We start from the raw sequence: 24,009 nt of genomic DNA, 5'->3' as shown, positions 1-24,009 counted from the left end.
CATTCTAAGCCCAACGCGACCCCTGTGGGAGCTGGCTTGCCAGCGATGGCGTCGTCACTGTCGCTATTAGTGTTGACTGATCCACCGCTTTCGCTGGCAAGCCAGCTCCCACAGGGTTTTGTGTTCGTTGGCGAATAGACCGACAAACGGCCGACGGTCGGTTTTCACACAGAGTGTGTGGTCATTGTCTACAGTGAAAAAGCCGGCAGGCATTCTGCCGTAACCGTGTTTGTCCAGAAAAAGCCCGGCTCAAGTACCGGGTTCCACCTGATCAGGAGTGCACGATGGATCTCAGCCGTCGTCAATTCTTCAAGGTCGCCGGTATCGGCCTTGCAGGCTCTAGCCTGGGCGCGTTGGGCATGGCCCCGACGCTGGCCTTCGCCGAGCAGGTGCGTCACTTCAAGCTTGCCCACACCCATGAAACCCGCAACACCTGCCCGTATTGCTCGGTCGGTTGCGGGTTGATCATGTACAGCCAGGGCGATGCCGCGAAGAACGTCGCGCAAAATATCATTCACATCGAGGGCGACGCCGACCACCCGGTCAACCGCGGCACCCTGTGTCCAAAAGGCGCGGGCCTGCTGGACTTCATTCACAGCCCGGGCCGCTTGCTGTATCCGCAAACGCGCAAGCCCGGCAGCAGCGAATGGACCCGGATCAGCTGGGATGAAGCACTGGATCGCATCGCCGACCTGATGAAGGCCGACCGCGACGCCAACTTCATCGAGAAAAACGCCACCGGGCAAACGGTGAATCGCTGGCTGACCACCGGGTTCCTCGCCGCGTCGGCAGCGTCCAACGAAGCCGGTTACATCACCCAGAAGGTGATTCGCAGTCTTGGCATGCTGGGGTTCGATAACCAGGCGCGTGTCTGACACGGCCCGACGGTGGCAAGTCTTGCCCCGACGTACGGCCGTGGAGCCATGACCAATACCTGGACCGATATCGCCAACGCGAATCTGATCCTGGTGATGGGTGGCAACGCAGCAGAAGCGCATCCGTGCGGCTTCAAATGGGTGACCGAGGCCAAGGCGCATAACGCTGCCCGGCTGATCGTGGTCGACCCGCGTTTTACCCGGACCGCTTCCGTGGCCGACTATTACGCGCCGATCCGCACCGGTACCGACATCGCCTTCATGGGCGGATTGATCAATTACCTGCTGACTCAGGACAAGATCCAGCACGAATACGTGCGCAACTACACCGACGTCTCGTTCATCGTCAAAGCCGGCTATGGCTTTGAGGACGGCATCTTCAGCGGCTATGACGCGGCCAAACGCAGCTACACCGACAAATCCGGCTGGGGTTACGAGCTGGGGGAAGACGGCTTCGTCAAGGTCGACCCGACCCTGCAGGACCCGCGCTGCGTCTATCAATTGATGAAGCAGCATTACAGCCGCTACAACATTGAGCTGGCGAGCCAGATCTGTGGGATGCCGGTCGATGCCATGCAGAAAATCTGGGATGAGATTGCCACGTGCTCCACGCCGGGCAAAACCATGACCATCCTCTATGCACTCGGCTGGACGCAACACTCGATCGGCGCACAGATCATCCGCAGTGCGGCGATGGTGCAACTGCTGCTGGGCAACGTCGGCATGCCGGGCGGCGGGGTCAATGCCTTGCGTGGGCACTCGAACATTCAGGGCCTGACCGACCTCGGGTTGTTGTCCAACTCGCTGCCGGGTTATCTGACCCTGGGTGGCGATGGCGAGCAGGACTACAACGCCTTTATCAAAAAGCGTACGCAAATGCCGTTGCGTCCGGGGCAGTTGTCCTACTGGCAGAACTACAGCAAATTCCACGTCAGCCTGATGAAGTCGTGGTACGGCGCCAACGCGACGCCGGAGAACAACTGGAATTACGACTACCTGCCGAAACTGGATATCCCCAACTACGACGTCCTGAAGATGTTCGACCTGATGAGCCAGGGCAAGGTCAACGGCTACATGTGCCAGGGTTTCAACCCGATCGCCGCGTTGCCGGACAAGAACCGGGTGATGGGCGCGCTAGCCAAGCTCAAATGGCTGGTGGTGATGGATCCGCTGGCCACCGAAACCTCGGAGTTCTGGCAAAACGTCGGGCCGTACAACGACGTGAAAAGCGCCGAGATCCAGACCGAAGTGATTCGTCTGCCGACCACCTGCTTTGCCGAGGAGGACGGCTCGCTGGTCAACAGCAGTCGCTGGCTGCAATGGCACTGGAAAGGCGCCGACGGCCCCGGTGAAGCACAAACCGACATCCGCATCATGAGCGAACTGTTTCTGCGCCTGCGCAAGCGCTACCAGGCCGAGGGCGGCAAGTTCCCCGATCCACTGCTGAACCTGTCGTGGCCGTACAAGATTCCGGACGAGCCATCGCCGGAGGAACTGGCCAAAGAGATCAACGGCAGCGCCATGGCTGACTTCACCGATGCCAGCGGCGTGGCGGTCAAGGCCGGCTCGCAACTGGCCGGGTTCGGGTTGCTCAAGGACGACGGCAGCACCGCGTCCGGTTGCTGGATCTTCGCCGGCAGCTGGACCGAGGCCGGCAACCAGATGGCCCGGCGTGACAATGCCGATCCGTATGGCATGCATCAGCATCAGGGCTGGGCCTGGGCGTGGCCAGCCAACCGGCGGATCCTCTACAACCGCGCTTCAGCGGACGTCGCCGGCAAACCGTGGGATCCGAAAAAGCGCCTCGTATGGTGGAACGGCAAGGCCTGGGGCGGCACCGATGTGCCGGACTACAAGGCCGATGTGCCGCCGGAAGCCGGGATGAACCCGTTCATCATGAACCCCGAAGGCGTGGCGCGGTTCTTCGCCGTCGACAAGATGAACGAAGGGCCTTTCCCCGAGCACTACGAGCCGTTCGAAACGCCGATCGGCATCAACCCGCTGCACCCGCAAAACAAGAAAGCCACCAGCAACCCGGCAGCGCGGATCTTCGATTCGGTCTGGGAAAGCCTCGGCGAAGCCAAGGACTTCCCATACGCCGGTACCAGTTACCGGTTGACCGAGCACTTCCACTTCTGGAGCAAGCATTGCAAGTTGAATGCGATTGCCCAGCCTGAGCAGTTCGTCGAAATCGGCGAAGTGCTGGCGAAGGAGAAGGGCATCGCCGCCGGAGATCGGGTGCGGGTCAGCTGCAAGCGCGGGTTCATCGAGGCCGTGGCGGTGGTGACCAAACGCATCCGGCCGCTGCAGGTCAACGGCCAGGTGGTGCATCAGATCGGCATCCCGCTGCACTGGGGATTCACCGGCCAGACACGCCACGGTTATCTGACCAACACCCTGGTGCCGTTCCTCGGCGATGGTAACACACAGACCCCGGAATCCAAGTCATTCCTGGTCAACGTGGAGAAACTGTAAATGGCCAGCCAAGACATCATTGCCCGCTCGGCCACCACCACGGTGCCGCCCTCGGTGCGGAATCAGCAGGAAGTCGCCAAGCTGATCGACACCACCAAATGCATTGGCTGCAAGGCCTGCCAGGTCGCCTGCTCGGAATGGAACGAGCTGCGCGACGAGGTCGGCCACAACCATGGCACCTACGACAACCCGCAGGACCTGAGCGCAGAAACCTGGACCCTGATGCGCTTCACCGAACACGAAAACGATGCCGGCAACCTCGAATGGTTGATTCGCAAGGACGGCTGCATGCATTGCGCCGAGCCGGGGTGCCTCGCGGCATGCCCAAGTCCCGGGGCGATCATCAAGCACGCCAACGGCATCGTCGATTTCGATCAGGACCACTGCATCGGCTGCGGTTATTGCATCACCGGTTGCCCGTTCAACATTCCGCGGATCTCGCAGAAGGATCACAAGGCCTACAAATGCACCTTGTGTTCCGACCGCGTCGCGGTAGGGCTGGAGCCGGCCTGCGTGAAAACCTGTCCGACCGGGGCCATCGTCTTCGGCACCAAGGAAGACATGAAGGAACACGCCGCCGAACGCATCGTCGATCTGAAAAGCCGGGGCTTCGACAACGCCGGTCTGTATGACCCGGAAGGCGTCGGCGGCACTCACGTGATGTATGTGTTGCACCACGCCGATACGCCGAAGATCTACGCCGGGTTGCCAGAGGCGCCGGCCATCAGCCCGCTGGTGGGCTTGTGGAAAGGCATCAGCAAACCGTTGGGCCTGCTGGCGATGGGTGCGGCGGTGCTCGCCGGTTTCTTCCACTATGTGCGCATCGGGCCGAATCGCACCGAAGAGGATGATCATCCGACGCCGCCCGATACCTCGGTGCATGTTGTCGATCCGGCGGTGCACACCTTCGATCCACGCGGGGAGGACCGGCCATGAGCAACAAGACGATCCTGCGCTACACCGCCAACCAGCGCACCAATCACTGGCTGGTGGCGATTCTGTTCTTCATGGCCGGGCTGTCCGGGCTGGCGTTGTTTCATCCGTCGATGTTCTGGTTGACCCACCTGTTCGGCGGCGGGCCGTGGACGCGGATTCTGCACCCGTTCATGGGCGTGCTGATGTTCGTGTTGTTCCTCGGCCTGGTGTTCCGCTTCTGGCGCGCGAACTTCTTCATCGACAACGACTGGAAGTGGATGCGCCGCATTGATCGGGTGCTGGTCAACGACGAGGAAAGCGTGCCGCCGGTGGGCAAGTACAACGCCGGGCAGAAGATGCTGTTCTGGACTTTACTGCTGTGCATGCTCGGTTTGCTGTTCACCGGTCTGGTGATCTGGCGTGCGTATTTCAGTGCGTACTTCGGCATCACCGTGATCCGCTGGGCCATGCTCCTGCATGCACTGGCCGGGTTTGTGCTGATCCTCAGCATCATCGTGCACATCTACGCCGGCCTGTGGATCAAGGGTTCGGTGGACGCGATGCTGCATGGCTGGGTCAGCCGCGCCTGGGCGAGGAAACACCACGAACTGTGGTATCGCGACATCACCCGCGATGAACGCAATCCGGACGTGCCGGAGCGACCGATCACCAAAAAGGGCTGACTTTTGGCAACCATTCTTGAACCCGGGGAAATCGAAGCGGCGGCCAGTTCGCCGCCGTTTCTGCACCTGCCGCCGCACAATCTGTTCACCCTGCGCGCCCAGCGTCTGGAGCAATTGGCTCAGGGGCATCCGCTGGCTGATTACCTGCGGCTGATCGCCGGATTGTGCCGGGCTCAGCAGCAGGTTTTCGACGATCCACCGCTGACGGTACCGTTTGATAAGCAAAGGATCGAAGCCTGTCAGTTGCATGGGTTGCCGCCGTTTGCTGCCGACACACTGGTTCGCGAAGACGTTTGGCGGGCTTATCTGGATGCTTTATTGCAACGTTACGTGGCGCCCGATCAACCCGCCGTAGTCGACGCGCTCGCGACACTGCGCGGCGCCAGTGCCGGCCAGTTGCGTGCGTGGGCGGTGGCGTTGGTCAGCGGTCAATTTTCGATGGTGCCGGCACAGTTGGTGCCGTTTCTCGGCGCCGGGTTGCAAGCGGCGTGGAGCCACTGGCTGCTCAGCGCACCGAACCTGCAACTGAAACCCGGCGACAGCCTCAGCCAGTGCCCGGGCTGTGGTTCACCGGCGATGGCCGGGGTGATCCGCCATCGCGGCAAACACAACGGCCTGCGCTATCTGGTGTGTTCGTTGTGCGCCTGCGAATGGCACGTGGTGCGGGTCAAGTGCGTGTATTGCGAGTCGAGTAAAGGCCTCGATTACCTGAGCCTGGAGGACGATCGCCACGCCGCCAATCAGGCGCCGATTCGCGCGGAGGTGTGCCCCAGCTGCAACAGCTACCTGAAACTGGTGTATCTGGAGAACGATGCCGAAGGCGAAGCGTTGTCGGCGGATCTCAGCAGCCTGCTGCTCGACATGCGTCTGGCGCAGGACGGTTTTCAGCGTCTGGCACCGAATCTGATGCTGGCGCCGGGAGACGAATGACCAGAGCGTCTACACTCCTGAAAAACTTGTGAGAGGGGCTTGCTCCCGAAGGGGCCGTGTCAGTCAGATCATTTGTGGCTGACTCACCGCATTCGCGAGCAAGCCCGCTCCCACAATTGGGGGCCGGTGTGCTGTATTTAGACGCGTTGCGTCAGGTCATGCCGGAGAGTCTTGTTTTCGGGAGTGGCTGATGTCTTCGAGTGTTGCCCTGCGGTTGCCTTCCATTGATGGTTTGTTGCGTCACCCGGCCTGTGTGCCACTGCTTGAGCGTTATGGTCGTGAGGCGTTGCTGAGCGGTTTGCGGCTGTTGCTGGATGAATTGCGTGCAGACGTGTTGAGCGGGCAATTGTCAGCCGTCGAAATCAGCCCCGACGTGCTCGCCGGGCGGGTTGCTGAGCGTCTGGCCCAGCAGCAGCGCAGCAACGTGCGGCGGGTGTTCAACCTCACCGGCACGGTGCTGCACACCAACCTCGGCCGCGCCTTGTTGCCCGAAGAAGCCATCGACGCGGTGCAGATGGCCGCACGTTATCCGCTCAATCTGGAATTCGATCTGGCGACCGGCAAGCGCGGTGATCGCGATGATCTGATCGAAGGCCTGATTCGCGAACTGACCGGCGCTGAAGCCGTCACCGTGGTCAACAACAATGCCGCTGCGGTGTTGCTGACGCTGAACAGCCTCGGCGCGCGCAAGGAAGGCATCATCTCGCGCGGCGAGCTGATCGAAATCGGCGGCGCGTTCCGCATCCCCGACATCATGGCCCGCGCCGGCGTGCGCCTGCATGAAGTCGGCACCACCAACCGTACCCACGCCCGCGACTACGAAGCAGCGATCAGCCCGCGCAGTGGTTTGATCATGCGCGTGCATGCGAGCAACTACAGCATCGAAGGCTTTACCGCCCGGGTGCCCACCGCCGAACTGGCCGAGCTGGCTCATCGGCACGGCTTGCCGCTGCTGGAGGATCTGGGCAGCGGCAGTCTGCTGGACCTGACCCGCTGGGGTCTGCCGGCGGAACCCACAGTGCGCCAGGCGCTGCTCGACGGTGCAGACATCGTCACCTTCAGCGGTGACAAATTGCTCGGCGGGCCGCAGGCCGGGTTGATTGTCGGGCGCAAAGACCTGATCGCGAAGATCAAGAAAAATCCGTTGAAGCGTGCTTTGCGGGTCGACAAGCTGACCCTGGCCGCTCTGGAGGCGGTGCTGGGTTTGTATCGCGACCCGGATCGCCTCGCCGAACGTCTGCCGAGCCTGCGGCTGTTGACTCGCCCGCAAGCCGAGATCCTCGCACAAGCGGAGCGCCTGCTACCGGCACTGGTACAGGTCATCGGCGAACCGTGGAATGTCAGTGCAGTGAAAGCGTTGGGCATGATCGGCAGCGGCAGCCAACCGGTGGCGCGGTTGCCAAGTGCGGCGTTGTGCCTGCGCCCGCACGTGTCGAAACGCTTGCGCGGGCGTTGTCTACTCAATCTGGAAGCGGCGTTGCGCGCCTTGCCGATCCCGGTGCTCGGGCGCATTGACGACGATGCGCTATGGCTCGATCTACGCCAACTCGATGACGAGCCGGCGTGGCTGGCGCAGTTGCCGCAGTTGCCGCAGTTGCCGCAGTTGCAGGTCGAGTCGTGATCGTCGGCACCGCAGGGCACATCGACCACGGCAAGACCTCGCTGCTGCAAGCGCTGACCGGGCAAACCGGCGACCGCCGCCCGCAGGAGCGCGAGCGCGGAATGACCATCGACCTCGGTTATCTCTACGCGGAGCTGGAACCCGGAGCCGGGCTGACCGGGTTCATCGACGTGCCGGGCCACGAGAAATTCACCCACAACATGCTCGCCGGCGCGCAGGGCATCGATCTGGTGTTGCTGGTGGTGGCGGCGGATGACGGGGTGATGCCGCAGACCCGCGAGCATCTGGCGATTGTCCAATTGCTGGGCATTCCCCGGGCGCTGGTGGCGATCACCAAATGCGATCGGGTTGAAGCGGGCAGGGTGGAGGAGGTGCAGCGCCAGGTTCTCGATCTGCTCGAAGCCGGGCCGTTTGCCGATGCGCCGACGCTGGCGGTGTCGAGCGTGACCGGGCAGGGCGTCGATGAACTGCGCCAGAGCTTGCTGCAGATTCAAAGCGAAGTGCATGAGCGCAGCCGCGAAGGTGGTTTGCGCCTGGCCATCGACCGCGCCTTCAGCGTGGCGGGCGCCGGGATTGTGGTCACTGGCACGGCGTTGTCGGGAACGGTGTCAGTCGGGGACAAACTGGCCCTCGGGCCGTCCGGGAAATCGGTGCGGGTGCGAGGACTGCACGCGCAGAATCAGGCCGCCGAGCAGGCCTTCGCCGGGCAACGGGTGGCGCTGAACATCAGTGGCGATCGATTGACCCTGGAGCAGATCCATCGCGGCCAATGGCTGTTGGCCGAATGGCTGCACGCACCGACGCAACGGGTCGATATCGAATTTCAACTGTTGCCCGGTGAGCGCACCTTCGAACACTTTCACCCGGTGCACGTGCACCTCGGTACGCAAGACGTCATCGCCCGCGTGGCGTTGCTCGAAGGCCCGCGTTTGCGTGCAGGCGAACGAATGTTCGCGCAACTGCTGATCAACGCCCCGGTGCACGCGGTGAAGGGCGATCGCCTGATCCTGCGTGACCAGAGCGCGCAACGCACCCTCGGTGGTGGTCAGGTGCTCGACCCGTTCGCCCCGGCCCGCCAGCGCCGCAGCCCGGAACGGCTTGCGCAACTGCAGGCCCTGGCCGGCAGCGACAGTCTTGAACAAGCGCTGCCACTGCTGCTCGACCACAGCGCTGGCGGCCTCGATCCGCAACGGCTGGAGCGCCAGTTCAATCGCCCGCGTGAAGACTGGGCACTCCCGGCCAACGTGCGCCTGATCGACACCCGCCAGGGCCCGGTGCTGTTCAACGTGCAGCGCTGGGGGCAGTTGAAGTTCACCCTGCTGGAGCAACTGGCGAAATTGCACGAGCTGGAACCGGACCAGATGGGGCCGGATCGCGATCGCCTGCGACGCTTCAGTGGTCTGGCGCTGGAGCGCTCGACCTTTGTCAGCCTGCTGGAAGAACTGCGCGCTGCCGGGGCGATCAACGCCAGCGGGCCGTGGTTGCATTTGCCCGATCATCAGGTGCGTTTGAGTGCTGAAGACGAAACCCTGTGGCAGCGCATGCAGCCGCTGTTCGAACAGGCCGGGTTTGATCCGCCGTGGGTACGTGATGTCGCCAACGTGTTGGGCGTGGAAGATGCGATGGTGCGCCTGCTGTTGCGCAAACTGGCGCGCTTGGGATTGATGCACCAAGTGGTGCGCGATCTGTTTCTGTCTGACGGGCAACTGCGGCGCATGGCCGACATTCTGTTGCAACTGGAACAGGAAAATCCGTCGATCCAGGTGACAACCTTCCGTGATGCGCTAGGCTTGGGACGCAAACGCTGTATTCAGTACCTGGAATACTTCGACCGCCTCGGCCTGACCCGGCGCATCGGCGAATCCCGGGTGATCCGCCACGACAACGCGCTGGCCAGTGCCGACGCACCCTGAGTTCAAAGGAAGGCAATCGCGCCCGGTGGCGCGGCCGGGCTTCAAACCCGGTTGGGGACGGCATCCGTTCCCGGGCAGGTTCGACTCCGGCTGCCTTCCGCCAATAAATTCCCGTCCTCGCCGCAGTGATGCTTGCTGTCGCGGCACAACGGTCAAGGCTGATAGGGAATCAGCTTGTCCTTCTCCAACTCTCCCAGAAACTGATCCAGCATCTGCTGCTTGTTTTTGTTGTTCGGGATCGGCACGTACCACGCCATCACGCTCCAGCCTTCGCGGGAATAGTTATAGGTCTTGAGCAGTTTACCGTCCTTGAAGACCGAGCTGCGCAAGTTGTCCTGGTAGTGATAAGGCACTGGGAGGGTGAACAGGGTCAGAACATTGAACATGGCCAGATAATGGGTTTCGCCCGACCACGGCTGGGTAATCAGCAGGCTGTAACCGTTGCGGGTGTAACCGCCGTCGAGCATGGAAAACGCACCGGAGTCTTTCAATGCAGAAATGGTTTCACGCTGACGATATTCTTCGTGCCGGGTATTGGCCGGGCCCAGGCTCAACGTCACCGGCACATAGGCTTGCGTAGCGTGATAATCGAGGGGCGGCAGGGTGTTGGCGCAACCGCTGAGTGCCATTAGCGCACTGAGCATGGCGCCGTTCTTGATCAAGGCCAGCTTCATTGGGCACTTCCCACGACAGGGATCAACCGGTCATGTTGAACGTCCTGGGCAAAGGCCCGTGCAATACGGCTGAGGTTCTGTCCTTCCAGCTCGCCACCCTGGTCGAGCAACCAGGTGTATTTCTGGGTGTTATTGCGATAGGTGTACTGCTTGAGGCGCTTGTCGCCTTGATACACCGAGAACTCGGCCTGCGTGTCGTATTCCTTCGAAAGCGGCAGCATGAACAGTGTGGCGCAACTCAACAACACCACCGGGAACGGCGGGAACTCGCGTTGCATGTTCAATTTGACTTGGACGTTGTACGCATCGTTTTGGCCGGACCCGGTTTCGACGTTGCGAAATACGCCAGTTTCGCGCAGATGATTGCGCAACGACGAAGACTGCAGAGGGTCGTCGATCATGACGTGGATCGGTGCCAGATAATCCTGTCCGTCGGCCAGTGTGCGCTCTGGCAAGGTGTTGGTGGCGGTACAACCGGCCAGCAGAGCGACGGTGGCAAGCGTGGTGATTTTTTTCATGGTTTGATGTCCGCGGCAACACCCGGCGGGGTATCGGCAAAAATATAGGGTTCGGCGCTTTTCAGATCGAGCTTCAGTGATTGCAGAGGTGGTAGTCCGGGCACCTGGCGCTGGGCGATCACGGCGTCACGGGCGCGCTGATCGCGCCAGAGGAAGGTGCAGCCGATGCCGTTGAGGCAGAGCGAGCGATATTCACCCATGTAATAGGCTTTTCCGGCTTCAAGACGTAGCGGAAGGTTGAATTTCTCACGCGCTTCCATCGAACTGTAAACGGTGCCAAGCCCCGGTGTGTATCGCGCAGAGAAGAACTGGAAATCGTAGAACTCGTAGTCGCCCGGTTTCAAAGCAAGGACGAAGACACTCGCGGCACCGCTAGCGTCCTGAATATCCTGCGGCGTTGAATAGGCACCGGCCATTTTCCAGATACCGGCAGCGCCGTACTGGGAGCCACGTTTGCGTATAAACAGGCGTTGGTTATCCGCCGGAGACAGTTTGAGCGAGCGCGGCCCGATAGACCCGATCAGATAAGCCACAGGCTCATTGGCCTTGGCCTGCAATGGTTCGCTGACCCATGACGCGCTTTCGGTGATACAACCACTGAGCAGCGAGGCCAGCAGGCCGGCGACCGCTATTTTGAAGACATGAAACATGAACATCCCTGAATCTGCGTGATTGATGACGTTCAGTTGCGAAGGCCAATCAAAGCCTTCCTGGCCAAACGTTTTTGCGGGGCGCGCAGACTAAGTGATGTAGTGGCATTTGGCTAGCCAATAACGCAGGTCGGCTTCCGTCCGCGAATCACGCAATGTTCAATATGTCACTCGATCCCCTGGTTGGAGCCAGCCTGCTGGTGGTGGCCGGTGTGTCATTAACCTCAAAGTCGGCTGTTCGACCGCCATCGCGAGCAGGCTCACTCCTACAGGGGATCGCGTTTTCAGGCGGGCGGGTCGAGGTTGTCGAGGGCGCGGTTGACGGTCAGTTCGCCGAGCATCACGACTTGCTGAATGCCCAGCAGGGCTTCGTTGTCGGCGGCTTCGTGAAGTTTTTTGAGTCGATGGATTCGTAGGGCGACCTCGGGTCTGAGTCCGGGTTTAATCACGGGCCATCAGAATCCTAGCGGGTACTGAATCACCACATAAATTCGGTCGATATCATCCCCGGCCTGTGCCTCGTTGGCCCGGTGCGAGACGTGCGACAGCTGCACCGACAGGTCCTTTGCCGTGCCCGATTGCACGATGTATTTCAGATCGATATCCCGTTCCCAATGCTTGCCGCCAGCACCTTGCTGCGGCTGATAGTCGCCCGTGTCGGCATCGAACGGGTTGTACGCGCCGCCCTTGGGCGCATGGGTGCCATCGATGTGGTCGCCGGAGACGTAGCGGGTCATGAAGGTCAGGCCGGGGATGCCGAAGGCGCCGAGGTCAAGGTTGTAGCGTGCTTGCCAGGAGCGTTCGCCGGCGCCGTTGAAGTCGGCGTATTTGATCGAGTTGGCGAGGTAGATCGAGTCGCCGCCCACGAAATCGAACGACGTGTCGCCATTGACGCGTTGCCAGCCGAGCATGACCGCGTGCGGGCCGAAACTGTACTTGCCGGACAGGCTGAACGCGGTGTTGTCGATCGCGCCGGCCAGCGCCCGACCGGTATCGCGGGTGTGGTAGAGGTTGGCATCGAGCAACAGGCCGGACTGTTTGAAGTGCAGATTGGCGTAGTACTGGTGCCAGGTGTCAGTCAGATCCGAGGCGTAAAGCGATCCACCCACCGGACTGTCGCCGAACAGATCGGCGCCGAGAAAACTGATTCCGCCAGCCTCGGTAGTGGCGCCGTAACCGGAAAAGTCGCCGCGCCCTGAGGAGCTGTCCTGATTCTTGAATGCGGTGAAGTGTCCGGCCGTGAAGTTAACGTTGTCGATTTCACGACTGTTCACTAGCAAACCTGTGGCGTATTCCGGTTGCAGGCGTTTGTCCGAGGTGTCGAACACCGGCGTTTCCACGGTCATCTCGCCGAACGCGAGGGTGGTGCGCGAAGCTTTCAGTTTGAACGCGCCGCCAGCGCTGGAGTAGTTCGGTTCACTACGACCATTGCTGTCGACCGGCAACAGACCCGTGCCGGAATGTCCTTTGCCGCCATCGAGTTTCAGGCCGAGAAAGGCGTGGGCATCGATGCCGAACCCGACAGTGCCTGGCGTGTAGCCAGAGGTGAACGTGCCGATAAAGCCCTGGGCCCATTCCTGTTTATAGTTTTTGCCGGAGGGAGAGGGCGAGCGGTAGTCGTTGCTCAGGTAGAAGTTGCGGCTGAGCACTTCGGTTTTGGCGTCGTTGAAGAAGTCGCTGGCGAAAACAGTGTCGGTCGCTGCGCAAAGCAGGGCCAACAGTGCAAAGCGTGGTGTCGAGGGAGCCATCGTGAGGGACCGACAATCAGGGAAGGTCTGCTGATGATGGGCAGGATCAACCGGGCTGGATTGAGCCGATGTGCTGAGTTCAAGGCATACCTGATTCCGTTGTAGGAGTGAGCCTGCTCGCGATAGCGGTCGATCAGTTTAGATCGATGTTAATGACACACCGCTATCGCGAGCAGGCTCACTCCTACAAGGGGTATGTGTTACAGCACGCCATATTCGCGAGCCGTGCGATCTACGGTGATGCGTGTCTTGTCGACCAATTCATCCAGCTCCGCGCGCGTGGCGATCAATGCGGGGGCCATGATCATCCGGCCCAGCGTCGAGCGAATGATCAGGCCTTCCTCAAAACCAATGGTGCGGCAGCGCCAGGCGATGTCGTTCTCGTTGGCAAAGCGCTTGCGGGTGGCTTTGTCTTCGGCGAATTGTAGCGCCGCCACCAGCCCCACGCCCTGAACCTCACCCACCAGCGGATGGTTGCCGAACACCTCACGCAGGCAGTTCTGCAGATAAGGACCGGTGTCGTTTTTCACCTGAGTGACCACGCCTTCATCGCGCAACGCCTTGAGGTTGGCAATCGCCACCGCAGCCGCCACCGGGTGCCCGGAGTAGGTCAGGCCGTGAGCGAACACGCCGCCTTTTTCCACCAACGCCTCGGCCATGCGTCGCGACAGGATCAACCCACCCATGGGGATGTAGCCGGAGGTCAGGCCTTTGGCGATCGACAGCGTGTCCGGTTCAAAACCGAAGGCCTGGTGCGCGAACCATTCGCCGGTGCGACCGAAACCGCCGATGACTTCGTCGGCGCACAGCAGCACATCATATTTGCGGCAGATGCGCTGGATTTCCGGCCAGTAAGTGGCGGGCGGAATGATCATGCCGCCGGCACCCTGGAATGGTTCGGCGACGAACGCGGCGACCTTGTCGGCGCCCAGTTCGAGGATCTTGTCTTCCAGTTGCCGCGCCGCCTGCAGGCCAAATTCTTCTGGACTGAGATCACCTTCGTGGGCGAACCAGTACGGTTCGTCGATGTGCGCGACGTCGGGGATGGTGCCGCCCATTTCGTGCATGAATTTCATGCCGCCCAGCGCCGTCGCAGCCAGGGTCGAGCCGTGGTAGCCGTTCCATCGGCCGATCATGATCTTCTTCTCGGGCTGGCCCATCACCTGCCAGAACTTGCGCACGGTGCGGATCAACACTTCGTTGGCTTCCGAGCCGGAGTTGGTGTAGATCGCGTGGCTGTAGTGCTGGGGCAGCAGGCTGAACAGCAGCTCGGAGAGCTCGATCACCTGAGGGTGAGTGGTGTGGAAGAACATGTTGTAGTAGGGCAGTTGTTGCAGCTGCGCGGTCGCAGCGGCGGCCAAATCCTTACGTCCGTAACCGAGGTTGGTGCACCACAGGCCGGACATGCCGTCCAGGTAGCGATTGCCGTCGTTGTCCCACAGCGCGAGGCGATCACCGCTGACCATCACCCGCGGGCCTTCCTCGTTGAGGGCCTTCTGATCGACGAACGCGTGAATGTGGTGGGCGGCGTCGGCGGCCTGGTAATCGCGGGTGCTGCGGGTCGGATCGAATTCGGCGGACATGGCGGTTCTCCAGAGAAACGGGGCAAGTGGGTGCGCGTTCATTCCAGCGGTGCACGGTTAATATTTGTCACTTAAAAATATTTTTGTAAAGAAAATATTTGTCGGTGAAAAAAGAAATCCGTAGGCTGACGCCGATCAGCAAGACAGGACATCAGCACCATGAGCGGGCTCAGAGAACGGCAAAAGGAACAGCGCAGGGAAGTCATCGCGCAGGCAGCGCTGGAGCTGTTCAAGACCAATGGTTTTGCGGCCACCACGCTGGACCAGATCGCGGTCCAGGCCGGGGTGTCCGCGCCGACGGTGGTCAATTATTTCGGTGGCAAACAGGAGATTCTGCTGGCCTTGCTCAAACAGCCGGACGAGCAGGCCATGCGCGATGCCCGGGCCAATCTCGACGACGACAGTGACCCGCTGGAGGCGTTGTGCGAGTTCGAAGGCCTGATGACCGACTACCAACTGCAAGCGATGCCGGCCTCGCTGTGGCGTGAGTTGGCGCCGTTTCTGCTCACGGGTGAACTGGCAGAGGCGATGAGTCCGTGGAACGCCGTAGTTATTGAAGAAACCAAGGCTTTGCTGGAGCATTTTCTAGCGGTTGGGCAAGGTGCGCGAGTCAGTTGATATCGATGTGGCTGCCAAGCTCTTCAATCAGTACGCGAATATGGCGTTCATTCGCCTTGCGACCGACGAGTGGGCAGACCGGGATGCTCACGCCGGGCATATGCGAAGTGTGTTGAATCTGATATGCGGGGGGATTTGTGCTCAAGGATGACGAGCCTTGGATTGTTCGGAGAAGCTAATCAAACCTAAATAAAAAGAACTGAACAAACTCTTACCTATTGCCAAATGAACTAAAAAACTGTCATTTTTTACAGTTAAAAACATCCTCAGATCCTTGAATATGCAGATTCGTAGCAGTGCTGATGCAATACATTTGCTCTTATTCAAGGAGATAAAAAATGGGTGTTATTGTAGATACGATTAAACCTGGTAACGGCGTTACTTTCCCGAAGAGTGGGCAAACGGTCGTGGTTGAGTACACCGGTTTTCTTATAGATGGTCGGACGTTCGATTCAAGTAAGTATAAAGAGAAGCCCTTTAAGTTTAAAATTGGTCGAGGACAGGTCATTAAAGGCTGGGACGAGGGTATTGCTCAAATGAGTGTAGGTGAAACCAGCAAGCTGACAATCACTTCTGATTATGCCTACGGGCCGCTAGGGGGGCCGGGCGGCGCAATTCCACCTAATGCGACCCTTATCTACGAAATAGAACTTCTTGCCCTGGAGTAGCGACAACCTATTTACAAAGTCATGACGCCCCCGCTTGAACTACCCAAATAAACCAGGCATTGCCAATCTGTCTTGCGATAACGACGATGCTTGGTTTGTCAAATAACTTCCTCGCCAGAGAACGCCTATGAGCTCAACGCGAGTGGCTCATAACCGTCAAGGCACACCGTCCCCTACGATATACAGCGCGCTGAAGGGATAGCTCCGCACAGCGTCTGCCCATTCTTGTAGCTCAGTCCAGTTACCAGCTGCCACGTCTCGCTCATCAGATCTACAGAGGATATGTGTTTACCGGCGGATGGCCGTATACGATTGCCGCAGATCACTGGCCCAACCATCCAGCACGCCTTTGACGTCATCGGCGGTCAGCACCTGTTGGTCGTTTTCCAGCGGCAGCCCGATGCCCTTGCGCACGACTTCGGCGACCACTTCGCCGGTTGAGCCGTCTTCGAACGAGACTTCGGTGGTGATTTCACTGTCCTGGTCACGGATGCCGCTGGCGGTGCTCACGCCGGCGGCAACCAGAGTCACCGGGAGCCATTCATAAAAGCGCAGGCCCTGGGTGCTGGCGGCGACGCGGGTGATCGCCGGTCTGACGGTCAGGGTGTTCGGGCCGGGTTGCGATACCAGGTGCATGACCTTGCCCAGTTCCAGCCTGAGGGCGGCGTCGTAGTAGTCGGTGACGCCGGACAGCGTGCTCAGCGGGATCCGCTCGGTTGGCGCGGCGCTGGGGTAGAACTGGCTGGGCGCCAGATAGGCCTGGGTGTAACGCCCCCGCGCCAGCGCCGGGCTGACCCAACCCAGTACCGTCTGCCCCGATGGCGACTGGCGCTCGCTGAGCACACTGTAATCGTGCAGAAATCCGGTGTACTTCTGCGGTTCGACGGTTTTGCTGCTGCAGGCCGACAGGCTGAGGGACGCCGTACACAGTACCGACATCAAGCAATGGCTTCTGATCATGCGAATCCTTGTTTTGCGCTTTTGCCCCGCGTGGTTCAAGCGCGGGCAGTGATTGGGGAGGAGAGCGGCGGGGTGTTGTCCGAGCATTCGATGTGCAGCTGGCCGTGGCTCATGATCCATTGGATCAGGTCGGCGGTCGGAATCGAATGCGCGTACTCCACCCATTGCGAATCGCCGGGGCCGTACTGCTCGAAATAGCGGCGCAGGACGATTCGGCTTTGATCATCTGACAGGCCCAGGCAGAACTCCTGGAACAACAGCGGCGTATCCTGCTCAGGCGCGGTGGTGCGCTGGCTGAGAATCAACGGATAGCGGGCGTCGTGGCCCTCGGCGGTATAACGGTTGTGCAATGCGCTCATTGAAAGCCCCCCGGTTGTCGATGGCGTGCAGGGTGCCAAAGGGGTTTTGCCGCAGCATGTCCGCTTGATGTCCGGGGCGACGGAATGTTGCTCGATTGAAATATATGACCCGCCCGCCAGAATAGTTTTAGATGCGTTCTTTTTTGGCCTGAGGATCCTGTGCCCGTGAGCAGACTGCTGATCGTCGACGATGACGTGGAAATTCTCGCCCTGCTGAAGAAGTTCTTCGTCCAGCACGCCTATGAGGTCGATGTCGCCGCCGACGGCGCAGCGATGTGGGCGGCGATTGCCCAGCAGCGCCCGGACACGATCATTCTTGACCTGATGCTGCCCGGTGAAGGTGGCCTGAGCCTGTGCCAGAAAGTGCGCGCGCAGATGGGCATTCCGATCATCATGCTGACCGCCATGGGCGAGTTGAGCGACCGCATTGTCGGCCTCGAACTGGGCGCCGATGACTACGTCACCAAACCGTTCGCCCCACGTGAACTGCTGGCCCGCCTGCGCGCCGTGCAGCGTCGCGCCGGTGAGCAGGTCAGCCCGGCGAGTGAACCGTCGCGGCCGGTGATCGCCTTCGCCGGTTGGCATCTGGACATCACCTGTCGCGAGCTGCGCTCCCCGGAAAACGTGATGATTCCGCTGTCCGGTGGCGAGTTCGATCTGCTGGTGGTGTTTCTCGAACACCCGCAGCGCATCCTCACCCGCGAGCAATTGATCGACCTGTCTCGCGGTCAGGGCCACGACGCCTTTGATCGCAGCATCGACGTGCAGGTCAGCCGCCTGCGGCGCAAGATCGAGCCGGACAGCAAACGCCCGGACCTGATCCGCACCGTGCGCAACGGTGGTTACATGTTTACCGCCAAGGTCACGCGTTCATGATCCGTCGATTCCTGCGCCGTGATCCGCTGAGTCGGCGGATCGCCCTTACCATCGTCGCGGCCATGCTCGCTTCGCTGGCACTCAATTTCCTGTTCGTGGAGGTTGCCGGGACCTGGGCGCGACCACCGATTGAACGTACCGGGTTGCTGGAGCAGATTGCCGCGACCGTCAAAGTGATCGAGGCTGCACCAGCGCCTTTACGCCCGAAACTGGCGCACGCGGCAACCGGCCCGACGCAGGAGGTGACGTGGAGTGCGCAACGCGACGAACTTGGATTGCCAGCAGGTGGTACGCAGCTCATCGCCAACAAGACGTCGGGGTTGCATCAGTTGTTGGGCGATGAGCGAGACATTCGGGTGTTCAATCCCGCTGACTGGCCGAGCGGCAGTCCGCTGGCGCGCTATGCGGCGCTGATTCAACTGCCGGATTCCAGTTGGCTGTTGTTCTCTTCGCCCGAGCGCTCCTGGGGCCTGGACATCGGCACGCGCATCGCGATCATCATCGCCCTCGGCCTGATCGCCACCGTGCTGGTGGCCTGGCTGGCCACGCAGCAACTGGCCAAGCCACTGCAACGCTTTGCCAGCGCCGCCCGGCGTTTTGGCGGTGATCTGCGTGCGCCGCCGATCAAAGTCGAAGGCCCCGACGAGATCCGCCAGGCGATCATCGCCTTCAACACCATGCAGGCGCAGATTCAGCACTACATCAGCGAGCGCACGCACATGTTGGCGTCGATTTCCCACGATTTGCGCGCACCGTTGACCCGCATGCGCCTGCGCAGCGAGTTCATGGAGGATCTCGATCACCAGAGCAAACTGATCCGCGACATCGAAGAAATGCAGTCGATGATCAACGCGGCACTGGCGTTCTTTCGGGAAGACACTCAGCCGGAGCAAAGCACCGCGTTCGACCTGTCGGAACTGTTGCAGACGATCATCGACGACTACCGCGACCAGAACATTGCCATCGATTTCAACGGCCCGGCGCATCTGGTCTACGAGGGCCGGCCGCTGGGGATCAAACGGGTGATCGTCAATCTGCTGGAAAACGCCGAAAAGTACGCGCAGCAGCCGGCAATCGCGCTGAGCAGCGACGGTTACAGCGTGTGCATCGACGTCAGTGACAACGGGCCGGGAATTCCCGAAGCGTCGTTGCAGCGGGTGTTCGACCCGTTTTTCCGCCTGGAAACCTCGCGCAACCGGGAAACCGGTGGTGTCGGGCTCGGGCTGTCGGCGGCGCGGGCGATTGTGCGCGAGCAGGGCGGCGAACTGAGTTTGAGCAATCGCAGCAGCGGTGGCTTGCTGGCGCGGGTTGAGTTGCCTTTGTAATACTTTGAAACATTTGCGAGCGGCCGGCGGTCAACAGGACACATTCACTGCAAGAAGCGTCCATGAAAACCCCACGGCCCTCCGCACGTCTTGAACCCCTGTCGCAACTGCGCAATCTGAAAATGGCTCGCTCCGCCCACGCCTATGTCCGTGGCAGTACGGTGCAGTTTTATGAGTGGCTGCACAGCCAACCGGGCCGCAACTTACCGAAGGGGCCGGCGGTGTGGATCTGCGGCGATTGTCACGCCGGCAATCTCGGACCGACCGGCGACCTGAAAGGGCGCATCGACATACACATCCGCGACCTCGACCAAACCGTTATCGGCAACCCTGCGCATGATCTGGTGCGTCTGGCGCTTTCCTTGGCCACCGCCGCCCGAGGTTCGGACCTGCCCGGCGTCGCCACCGCGCGCATGCTTGAAGAGATGATGCGCGGCTATGAACAAGCATTCGAAGACGACGTCGACAAAGAGCCGCCAAGACCCGCGCAAGTCAAGGCCGGCATGCGCAGCGCGGTGCAGCGCACCTGGAAGCATCTGGCCCAGGAGCGCATCGAGAGCACCAAACCAACTATTCCGCTGGGCAAGCATTTCTGGTCGCTGTCACGGGAAGAACGCAGTGCGCTGAAGACCCTTTGCGCCACGCCAGACCTGCACACGCTGGTGACCTCATTGAAGGGCCGCAACAAGGACGACCGGGTGAAAATGCTCGACTCGGCTTATTGGGTCAAAGGCTGCAGTTCGCTGGGGCTCAAGCGTTATGCGGTGCTACTCGGTGTGGGCGAGGGCGACGATCAGGAATATTGTCTGCTGGATATCAAGGAAGCGATTGCCGCCGCCGCACCTCGGGTGGCCCGCGCCGCGATGCCTCGCGATAACGGCAAACGTGTGGTTGAAGGCGCGCGTTTTCTCTCGCCGGGCCTGGGCAATCGGATGATCGCCACCCGCGTGCTCGACCATGGCTTCTTCATCCGCGAACTGCTGCCGCAAGACATGAAACTGGAACTGGATCAATTGAGCCAGACCGACGCTATGCTCGCCGCCGGCTATCTGGCCCGCGTCGTGGGGCTGGCCCATGCCCGGCAGATGGACATGAGCACACGGGCGTCATGGATGCGTGAACTGCAAGCGTGCCGCTCGAAGACACTGGATGCGCCGTCGTGGCTGTGGACCAGTGTTGTGCAGTTGGTTGGCAAACATGAGAAAGGTTATCTGGAGCATTGCCGGCGTTATGCGTTGGAGCATTGATCTGTGTGGGTGATTCAGTTGTCGGTTGCCGATATGAAATTTGTTCTGTAAATTTTCATGAAATTATAAGAAATAAATTTCATGAGGCGCCGAATGTTTCAGCAATCCCAACAGCATGTCGCCAGCTATTACGCCCACAGTTGCGCCGATATTCTCAGCACACGGCCCGTTCTGGAAGGTGCGCACGACACCGAAGTCGTGATCATCGGCGCCGGTTTCAGTGGGCTGCACACCGCGTTGCGTCTGGCCTTGGCCGGCAAGCGCGTCACCGTACTCGAAGCCAGTCGCGTGGCGTGGGCCGCGTCCGGGCGTAATGGCGGTCAGGCGATTTTGGGCTGGTCGTGCGACATGCCGCCGCTGGAGGCTGCGCTTGGATATGAGCGCGCCAGGCGTCTGTGGGACGGCATGCGTTGGGCCGCGCAGGAGCTGCGTGAATTGCCCGGGCGGCACGGTTTCGATTGCGACTATCGCCCGGGCCATTTGTGGACGTCGGTGATGCCGCGTCGGGTCAGCCTGCTGACTGAGTGGCAACACGAAGCCAGTCACAAATGGGGCCATGACGGTCTGCAGTTCATCCCTCGCAAAGATTTGCCGCAATGGGTCGCCAGTGATCGTTATCAGGCCGGCCTCTTTGACGCCGAGGGCGCACACCTCAATCCGCTGAAACTCGCCCTTGGCCTGGCTGCCGCCATCGAGCATGCCGGCGGGCGTATTCATGAGCAAAGCAAAGCGTTGAGTTATCGGCAGGAGGGCAACGGTTTCCGGGTCAATACCGAGCGCGGTTCGGTGAACGCCGACGTGCTGGTGCTGGCCTGCAACGCCTATCTCGATCAACTCGACCCGCAACTCTCCAGCTGCATCCTGCCGGTCGGCACCTATCAAGTCGCCACCGCGCCGCTGATGCCGGAGCAAGCCACTGCGCTGCTGCCGAGCAACGTCTGTGTGACCGACAACCAGTTCGTTCTCGATTACTTCCGTCGCACGCCGGACAACCGCTTGTTGTTCGGCGGTGGCTGCACTTATCTGGGCGGTATGCCCAAGGACATTGCGGCGGCGACTCGGCCGTTTCTCGAACGCGTGTTTCCGCAGCTTAAAGGTGTAGAGGTGGAATTCGCTTGGGGCGGGCATATCGATCTGACCATGAACCGCACGCCGGATGTCGGCGGCGAGGGCAATCGTTATTGGCTTCAGGGTTATTCGGGGCACGGCGTGTTGCCGACGCTGGCCGCCGCCCGTGCGGTGTCCGATGCGATTCTCGGCGAGGCGGATGAATTGGCGTTGTACCAGGGCCTGAGCAATGGCCGTTTCCCCGGCGGCAAGCACTTCGCAGCACCGCTGGAGGCTATCGGCAAGGCCTGGTATCGGCTGCGCGACAGCATTTGATGAGATTTTGACCATGAACAAGCAAGAAGAAATCGCTGCGCTGGCGATCCTGATCCACGACCTGCGCAAGCACAAGAAATACACCCTCAAAGAGCTGGCCGACAAGATCGGCCGTTCGGTGGGTTTTCTCTCGCAGGTCGAACGTGGGCTGTCGCGCCCGACCGTGGCCGACCTCACCGCGATCAGCGAAACCCTCGGCGTGCCGACCACTTATTTCTACAGCCTGCCCAAAGCCAAACAAGTGCCGTGGGTCACCCGTCCGGACGAACGACGCACGCTGTATTACGCCAACGGCATCACCGACATTCTGGTGTCGCCGCAGATGCGTGCCTCGTTCTCGATGCTCGAAAGTCATCTGGAGCCGGGCGCGAGCAGCGGCGACCGGCACATGAGTGACAGCTCGGAGCAGGGCGGTTATGTGCTCGAAGGCGAACTGACCTTGTGGCTGGGCAACGACGGCGAGCCGGTGACCTTAAAGGCCGGCGACAGCTTTCAATTCGACAGTCACACCCATTGCCGTTACGGCAATCTCACCGGGCAGCTCACCCGCGTGCTGTGGGTCTACACCTGATAACAACAAAGGATGAACACGATGGACGCTGTCTGCTCTGATCTGCTCGCCGAAGTGCGCGCGTTTCGCCAACGTTACCCCGAGGTGCGTTATGTCGACCTGATTTCCCTGGACATTCCGGGGCATTTTTACGGCAAGCGTTATCCGGTGGACATGCTCGAAAAAGTCGCGGCGGGCAGCGCACTGAAACTGCCGCAAAACTGCGTGCTGCTCGGCGTGCAGGGCGGTCTGTTCAAGATTGGTGATTACTGCTTCAACGACGGCGACCCGGACGCCGTGCGCCGCTTGGTGCCGGGCACGCTCAAGCCTGTGACCTGGGAAGCGCAGCCGCTGGGGCAGATGCTGATTACCTCCGACGGCACCGCCAAACCGATCGAGTTCGAACCCCGCGAAGTGCTGGCGAAGGTACTGGATCGATTGGCGGGCAAAGGCATTCACCCGGTGGTGGCCTTCGAACTGGAGTTCTATCTGTTCGACAAAAAACTGCGCGACGGCCTGCCGCAATTCCCTCGGGACGAACTGACCGACGATGCCGATGATCAGCCAAACATGCACATCGAACGTCTGTCACGTTTCGCCCCGGTGCTCGACGAAATGGTTGAAGCAACGCGGGCGCAGGGTATCGACGCCACGGTGATTACCGCCGAGCTGGGGCCGGGGCAGTTCGAAATTAATTTCGGCCATCTGGACGACGGCTTGCGTGCCGCCGACTGGGCGGCGCTGTTCTGTCGCAGCACCCGTGGAGTCGCGCTCAAGCATGGCTATCGCGCCAGCTTCATGGCCAAACCGTACGTGGAGCATCCGGGCAGCGGCATGCATGTGCATGTCAGCCTGTATGACGCCGCTGGCAATAACCTGCTGGCCGCCAATCACCAGCAAGCGCTGCGCCATGCGGTGGCCGGCTGCCTGGATCTGCTGCCGCACAGCATGCCGATCTTCGCTCCAAACCAGAACGCCATGCGCCGCCTGAGCGGCACGGTGAACACCGCGACCCAGGCGAGCTGGGGTTACGAAGATCGCGACGCCTGCCTGCGCATCCCCGAATCGGACACGAAAAACCTGCGCATCGAATACCGTCTGGCCGGCGCCGACGCCAACCCGTATCTGGTGCTGGCGGCGATTCTGGTGGGCCTGGAACATGGTCTGGCATCAGGCCAGGAACCGATCCCGCCCCTCAACGACGATCGCAACAGCGGCATCGATTTCCCGACGGAAATCCTTGACGCGGTGCGGGCTCTGCAACACCAGCCGCAACTGCGTGCGGGTCTGGGCGCCGAGTTTGTCGACGTGTATTGCGAGAACAAACGTCAGGATCACCTGGCATTCATGCAGGAGATCAGCGCGCGGGAGTATCGCTGGTATTTGTGATCACTGGTTCAGCGTCACACTTGAGTCAGGTGCAGCGGCCGCGATGACC

Annotated in this window: 21 protein-coding genes, 1 tRNA gene and 1 pseudogene; 15 read left to right on the top strand and 8 right to left on the bottom strand. The window is 60.8% G+C overall.

Annotation, left to right across the window (positions count from 1 at the left end; all coding sequences use genetic code 11):
- Nucleotides 1-284: 284 nt before the first annotated feature.
- The 7 genes from fdnG (at nucleotide 285) to ACOYXI_RS05495 (ending at nucleotide 9,515) form a co-directional block, all read left to right on the top strand.
- Complete coding sequence (gene fdnG / locus ACOYXI_RS05525; RefSeq protein ID WP_461674497.1) at nucleotides 285-3,350, top strand: formate dehydrogenase-N subunit alpha; 3,066 nt, start codon at nucleotides 285-287, stop codon at nucleotides 3,348-3,350.
- A complete protein-coding gene (gene fdxH, locus ACOYXI_RS05520) occupies nucleotides 3,351-4,286 on the top strand; it encodes a formate dehydrogenase subunit beta (protein ID WP_098964070.1) in 936 nt (311 codons plus the stop codon).
- Complete coding sequence (locus ACOYXI_RS05515; RefSeq protein WP_003224974.1) at nucleotides 4,283-4,948, top strand: formate dehydrogenase subunit gamma; 666 nt, start codon at nucleotides 4,283-4,285, stop codon at nucleotides 4,946-4,948. The genes fdxH and ACOYXI_RS05515 overlap by 4 nt, the downstream gene beginning before the upstream one ends.
- 3 nt (nucleotides 4,949-4,951) lie before the next feature.
- Entirely contained in the window at nucleotides 4,952-5,878 is a 927-nt protein-coding gene (gene fdhE, locus ACOYXI_RS05510; RefSeq protein ID WP_461674496.1) for a formate dehydrogenase accessory protein FdhE, read from the top strand.
- A gap of 190 nt (nucleotides 5,879-6,068) precedes the next feature.
- Nucleotides 6,069-7,499: an L-seryl-tRNA(Sec) selenium transferase gene (gene selA, locus ACOYXI_RS05505; protein ID WP_461674495.1), complete on the top strand. Its 1,431-nt coding sequence runs from the start codon at nucleotides 6,069-6,071 to the stop codon at nucleotides 7,497-7,499.
- Nucleotides 7,496-9,412 carry a selenocysteine-specific translation elongation factor gene (gene selB, locus ACOYXI_RS05500; RefSeq protein ID WP_461675548.1) on the top strand — a complete coding sequence of 639 codons (1,917 nt, stop codon included), beginning with the start codon at nucleotides 7,496-7,498 and terminating at the stop codon, nucleotides 9,410-9,412. Before selA ends, selB begins: the two co-directional genes overlap by 4 nt.
- 7 nt (nucleotides 9,413-9,419) lie before the next feature.
- A tRNA-Sec gene (locus tag ACOYXI_RS05495) sits at nucleotides 9,420-9,515 on the top strand.
- 49 nt (nucleotides 9,516-9,564) lie between these two features.
- Here ACOYXI_RS05495 and ACOYXI_RS05490 read toward each other — a convergent pair.
- The 6 genes and pseudogenes from ACOYXI_RS05490 to ACOYXI_RS05465 form a co-directional block, all read right to left on the bottom strand.
- The gene (locus ACOYXI_RS05490; RefSeq protein ID WP_461674494.1) at nucleotides 9,565-10,086 is read right to left on the bottom strand and encodes a hypothetical protein; all 522 of its coding nucleotides are present in this window, start codon (nucleotides 10,084-10,086) and stop codon (nucleotides 9,565-9,567) included.
- The gene (locus ACOYXI_RS05485; protein ID WP_098964065.1) at nucleotides 10,083-10,604 is read right to left on the bottom strand and encodes a hypothetical protein; all 522 of its coding nucleotides are present in this window, start codon (nucleotides 10,602-10,604) and stop codon (nucleotides 10,083-10,085) included. Before ACOYXI_RS05485 ends, ACOYXI_RS05490 begins: the two co-directional genes overlap by 4 nt.
- The gene (locus ACOYXI_RS05480; RefSeq protein WP_098968414.1) at nucleotides 10,601-11,254 is read right to left on the bottom strand and encodes a hypothetical protein; all 654 of its coding nucleotides are present in this window, start codon (nucleotides 11,252-11,254) and stop codon (nucleotides 10,601-10,603) included. Before ACOYXI_RS05480 ends, ACOYXI_RS05485 begins: the two co-directional genes overlap by 4 nt.
- A gap of 284 nt (nucleotides 11,255-11,538) precedes the next feature.
- A pseudogene (locus tag ACOYXI_RS05475) lies at nucleotides 11,539-11,625 on the bottom strand (DUF6124 family protein); the annotation flags it as partial.
- Between the two features lie 84 nt (nucleotides 11,626-11,709).
- On the bottom strand, nucleotides 11,710-13,002 hold the full coding sequence (locus tag ACOYXI_RS05470) for an OprD family porin (protein WP_461674493.1): 1,293 nt from the start codon (nucleotides 13,000-13,002) through the stop codon (nucleotides 11,710-11,712).
- Between the two features lie 200 nt (nucleotides 13,003-13,202).
- Entirely contained in the window at nucleotides 13,203-14,585 is a 1,383-nt protein-coding gene (locus tag ACOYXI_RS05465) for an aspartate aminotransferase family protein (RefSeq protein ID WP_461674492.1), read from the bottom strand.
- Between the two features lie 159 nt (nucleotides 14,586-14,744).
- Here ACOYXI_RS05465 and ACOYXI_RS05460 point away from each other — a divergent pair, with 159 nt between their 5' ends.
- Nucleotides 14,745-15,203 (top strand): TetR/AcrR family transcriptional regulator, encoded by a 459-nt coding sequence (locus ACOYXI_RS05460; RefSeq protein ID WP_461674491.1) that lies wholly within the window; start codon nucleotides 14,745-14,747, stop codon nucleotides 15,201-15,203.
- 338 nt (nucleotides 15,204-15,541) lie between these two features.
- Nucleotides 15,542-15,871, top strand: a complete 330-nt coding sequence (locus ACOYXI_RS05455; protein WP_134786429.1) for an FKBP-type peptidyl-prolyl cis-trans isomerase — start codon at nucleotides 15,542-15,544, stop codon at nucleotides 15,869-15,871.
- 288 nt (nucleotides 15,872-16,159) lie between these two features.
- Here the strand turns inward: ACOYXI_RS05455 and ACOYXI_RS05450 are convergent, their stop codons facing one another.
- Together ACOYXI_RS05450 and ACOYXI_RS05445 are read right to left on the bottom strand one after the other, a co-directional pair.
- Nucleotides 16,160-16,810 carry a DUF3313 domain-containing protein gene (locus tag ACOYXI_RS05450; protein ID WP_461674490.1) on the bottom strand — a complete coding sequence of 217 codons (651 nt, stop codon included), beginning with the start codon at nucleotides 16,808-16,810 and terminating at the stop codon, nucleotides 16,160-16,162.
- A 56-nt stretch (nucleotides 16,811-16,866) separates the two neighbouring features.
- Nucleotides 16,867-17,190, bottom strand: a complete 324-nt coding sequence (locus ACOYXI_RS05445; protein ID WP_461674489.1) for a hypothetical protein — start codon at nucleotides 17,188-17,190, stop codon at nucleotides 16,867-16,869.
- A 165-nt stretch (nucleotides 17,191-17,355) separates the two neighbouring features.
- Between ACOYXI_RS05445 and ACOYXI_RS05440 the strand changes: the two genes are divergently transcribed.
- The 6 genes from ACOYXI_RS05440 (at nucleotide 17,356) to ACOYXI_RS05415 (ending at nucleotide 23,960) form a co-directional block, all read left to right on the top strand.
- Nucleotides 17,356-18,066 (top strand): response regulator, encoded by a 711-nt coding sequence (locus ACOYXI_RS05440; protein ID WP_027614282.1) that lies wholly within the window; start codon nucleotides 17,356-17,358, stop codon nucleotides 18,064-18,066.
- Nucleotides 18,063-19,391 (top strand): ATP-binding protein, encoded by a 1,329-nt coding sequence (locus tag ACOYXI_RS05435; protein ID WP_134786427.1) that lies wholly within the window; start codon nucleotides 18,063-18,065, stop codon nucleotides 19,389-19,391. Before ACOYXI_RS05440 ends, ACOYXI_RS05435 begins: the two co-directional genes overlap by 4 nt.
- A 62-nt stretch (nucleotides 19,392-19,453) precedes the next feature.
- Nucleotides 19,454-20,638, top strand: coding sequence for a DUF2252 family protein (locus tag ACOYXI_RS05430; RefSeq protein ID WP_098964055.1), 1,185 nt, complete (start codon nucleotides 19,454-19,456; stop codon nucleotides 20,636-20,638).
- 93 nt (nucleotides 20,639-20,731) lie between these two features.
- Nucleotides 20,732-22,021 carry an NAD(P)/FAD-dependent oxidoreductase gene (locus ACOYXI_RS05425; RefSeq protein WP_461674488.1) on the top strand — a complete coding sequence of 430 codons (1,290 nt, stop codon included), beginning with the start codon at nucleotides 20,732-20,734 and terminating at the stop codon, nucleotides 22,019-22,021.
- A 13-nt stretch (nucleotides 22,022-22,034) separates the two neighbouring features.
- Nucleotides 22,035-22,592: a helix-turn-helix domain-containing protein gene (locus ACOYXI_RS05420; RefSeq protein WP_461674487.1), complete on the top strand. Its 558-nt coding sequence runs from the start codon at nucleotides 22,035-22,037 to the stop codon at nucleotides 22,590-22,592.
- Nucleotides 22,593-22,613: 21 nt separating this feature from the next.
- Nucleotides 22,614-23,960 carry a glutamine synthetase family protein gene (locus ACOYXI_RS05415; protein ID WP_461674486.1) on the top strand — a complete coding sequence of 449 codons (1,347 nt, stop codon included), beginning with the start codon at nucleotides 22,614-22,616 and terminating at the stop codon, nucleotides 23,958-23,960.
- Nucleotides 23,961-24,009 lie beyond the last annotated feature (49 nt).

This window comes from Pseudomonas sp. G3-19, from assembly GCF_054855875.1.
The sequence above is the reverse complement of the archived record's forward strand: the minus strand, read 5'-3'. Positions and strand labels throughout refer to the sequence as shown.

Excerpts from the sequence above, each read along its gene's own strand:
- fdxH (WP_098964070.1), top strand. The coding sequence starts at position 3,351 with ATGGCCAGCCAAGACATCATTGCCCGCTCGGCCACCACCACGGTGCCG.
- ACOYXI_RS05515 (WP_003224974.1), top strand. The coding sequence starts at position 4,283 with ATGAGCAACAAGACGATCCTGCGCTACACCGCCAACCAGCGCACCAAT.
- selA (WP_461674495.1), top strand. The coding sequence starts at position 6,069 with ATGTCTTCGAGTGTTGCCCTGCGGTTGCCTTCCATTGATGGTTTGTTG.
- ACOYXI_RS05490 (WP_461674494.1), bottom strand. The coding sequence starts at position 10,086 with ATGAAGCTGGCCTTGATCAAGAACGGCGCCATGCTCAGTGCGCTAATG.
- ACOYXI_RS05485 (WP_098964065.1), bottom strand. The coding sequence starts at position 10,604 with ATGAAAAAAATCACCACGCTTGCCACCGTCGCTCTGCTGGCCGGTTGT.
- ACOYXI_RS05480 (WP_098968414.1), bottom strand. The coding sequence starts at position 11,254 with ATGTTTCATGTCTTCAAAATAGCGGTCGCCGGCCTGCTGGCCTCGCTG.
- ACOYXI_RS05470 (WP_461674493.1), bottom strand. The coding sequence starts at position 13,002 with ATGGCTCCCTCGACACCACGCTTTGCACTGTTGGCCCTGCTTTGCGCA.
- ACOYXI_RS05465 (WP_461674492.1), bottom strand. The coding sequence starts at position 14,585 with ATGTCCGCCGAATTCGATCCGACCCGCAGCACCCGCGATTACCAGGCC.
- ACOYXI_RS05460 (WP_461674491.1), top strand. The coding sequence starts at position 14,745 with ATGAGCGGGCTCAGAGAACGGCAAAAGGAACAGCGCAGGGAAGTCATC.
- ACOYXI_RS05455 (WP_134786429.1), top strand. The coding sequence starts at position 15,542 with ATGGGTGTTATTGTAGATACGATTAAACCTGGTAACGGCGTTACTTTC.
- ACOYXI_RS05450 (WP_461674490.1), bottom strand. The coding sequence starts at position 16,810 with ATGTCGGTACTGTGTACGGCGTCCCTCAGCCTGTCGGCCTGCAGCAGC.
- ACOYXI_RS05445 (WP_461674489.1), bottom strand. The coding sequence starts at position 17,190 with ATGAGCGCATTGCACAACCGTTATACCGCCGAGGGCCACGACGCCCGC.
- ACOYXI_RS05435 (WP_134786427.1), top strand. The coding sequence starts at position 18,063 with ATGATCCGTCGATTCCTGCGCCGTGATCCGCTGAGTCGGCGGATCGCC.
- ACOYXI_RS05430 (WP_098964055.1), top strand. The coding sequence starts at position 19,454 with ATGAAAACCCCACGGCCCTCCGCACGTCTTGAACCCCTGTCGCAACTG.
- ACOYXI_RS05425 (WP_461674488.1), top strand. The coding sequence starts at position 20,732 with ATGTTTCAGCAATCCCAACAGCATGTCGCCAGCTATTACGCCCACAGT.
- ACOYXI_RS05420 (WP_461674487.1), top strand. The coding sequence starts at position 22,035 with ATGAACAAGCAAGAAGAAATCGCTGCGCTGGCGATCCTGATCCACGAC.
- ACOYXI_RS05415 (WP_461674486.1), top strand. The coding sequence starts at position 22,614 with ATGGACGCTGTCTGCTCTGATCTGCTCGCCGAAGTGCGCGCGTTTCGC.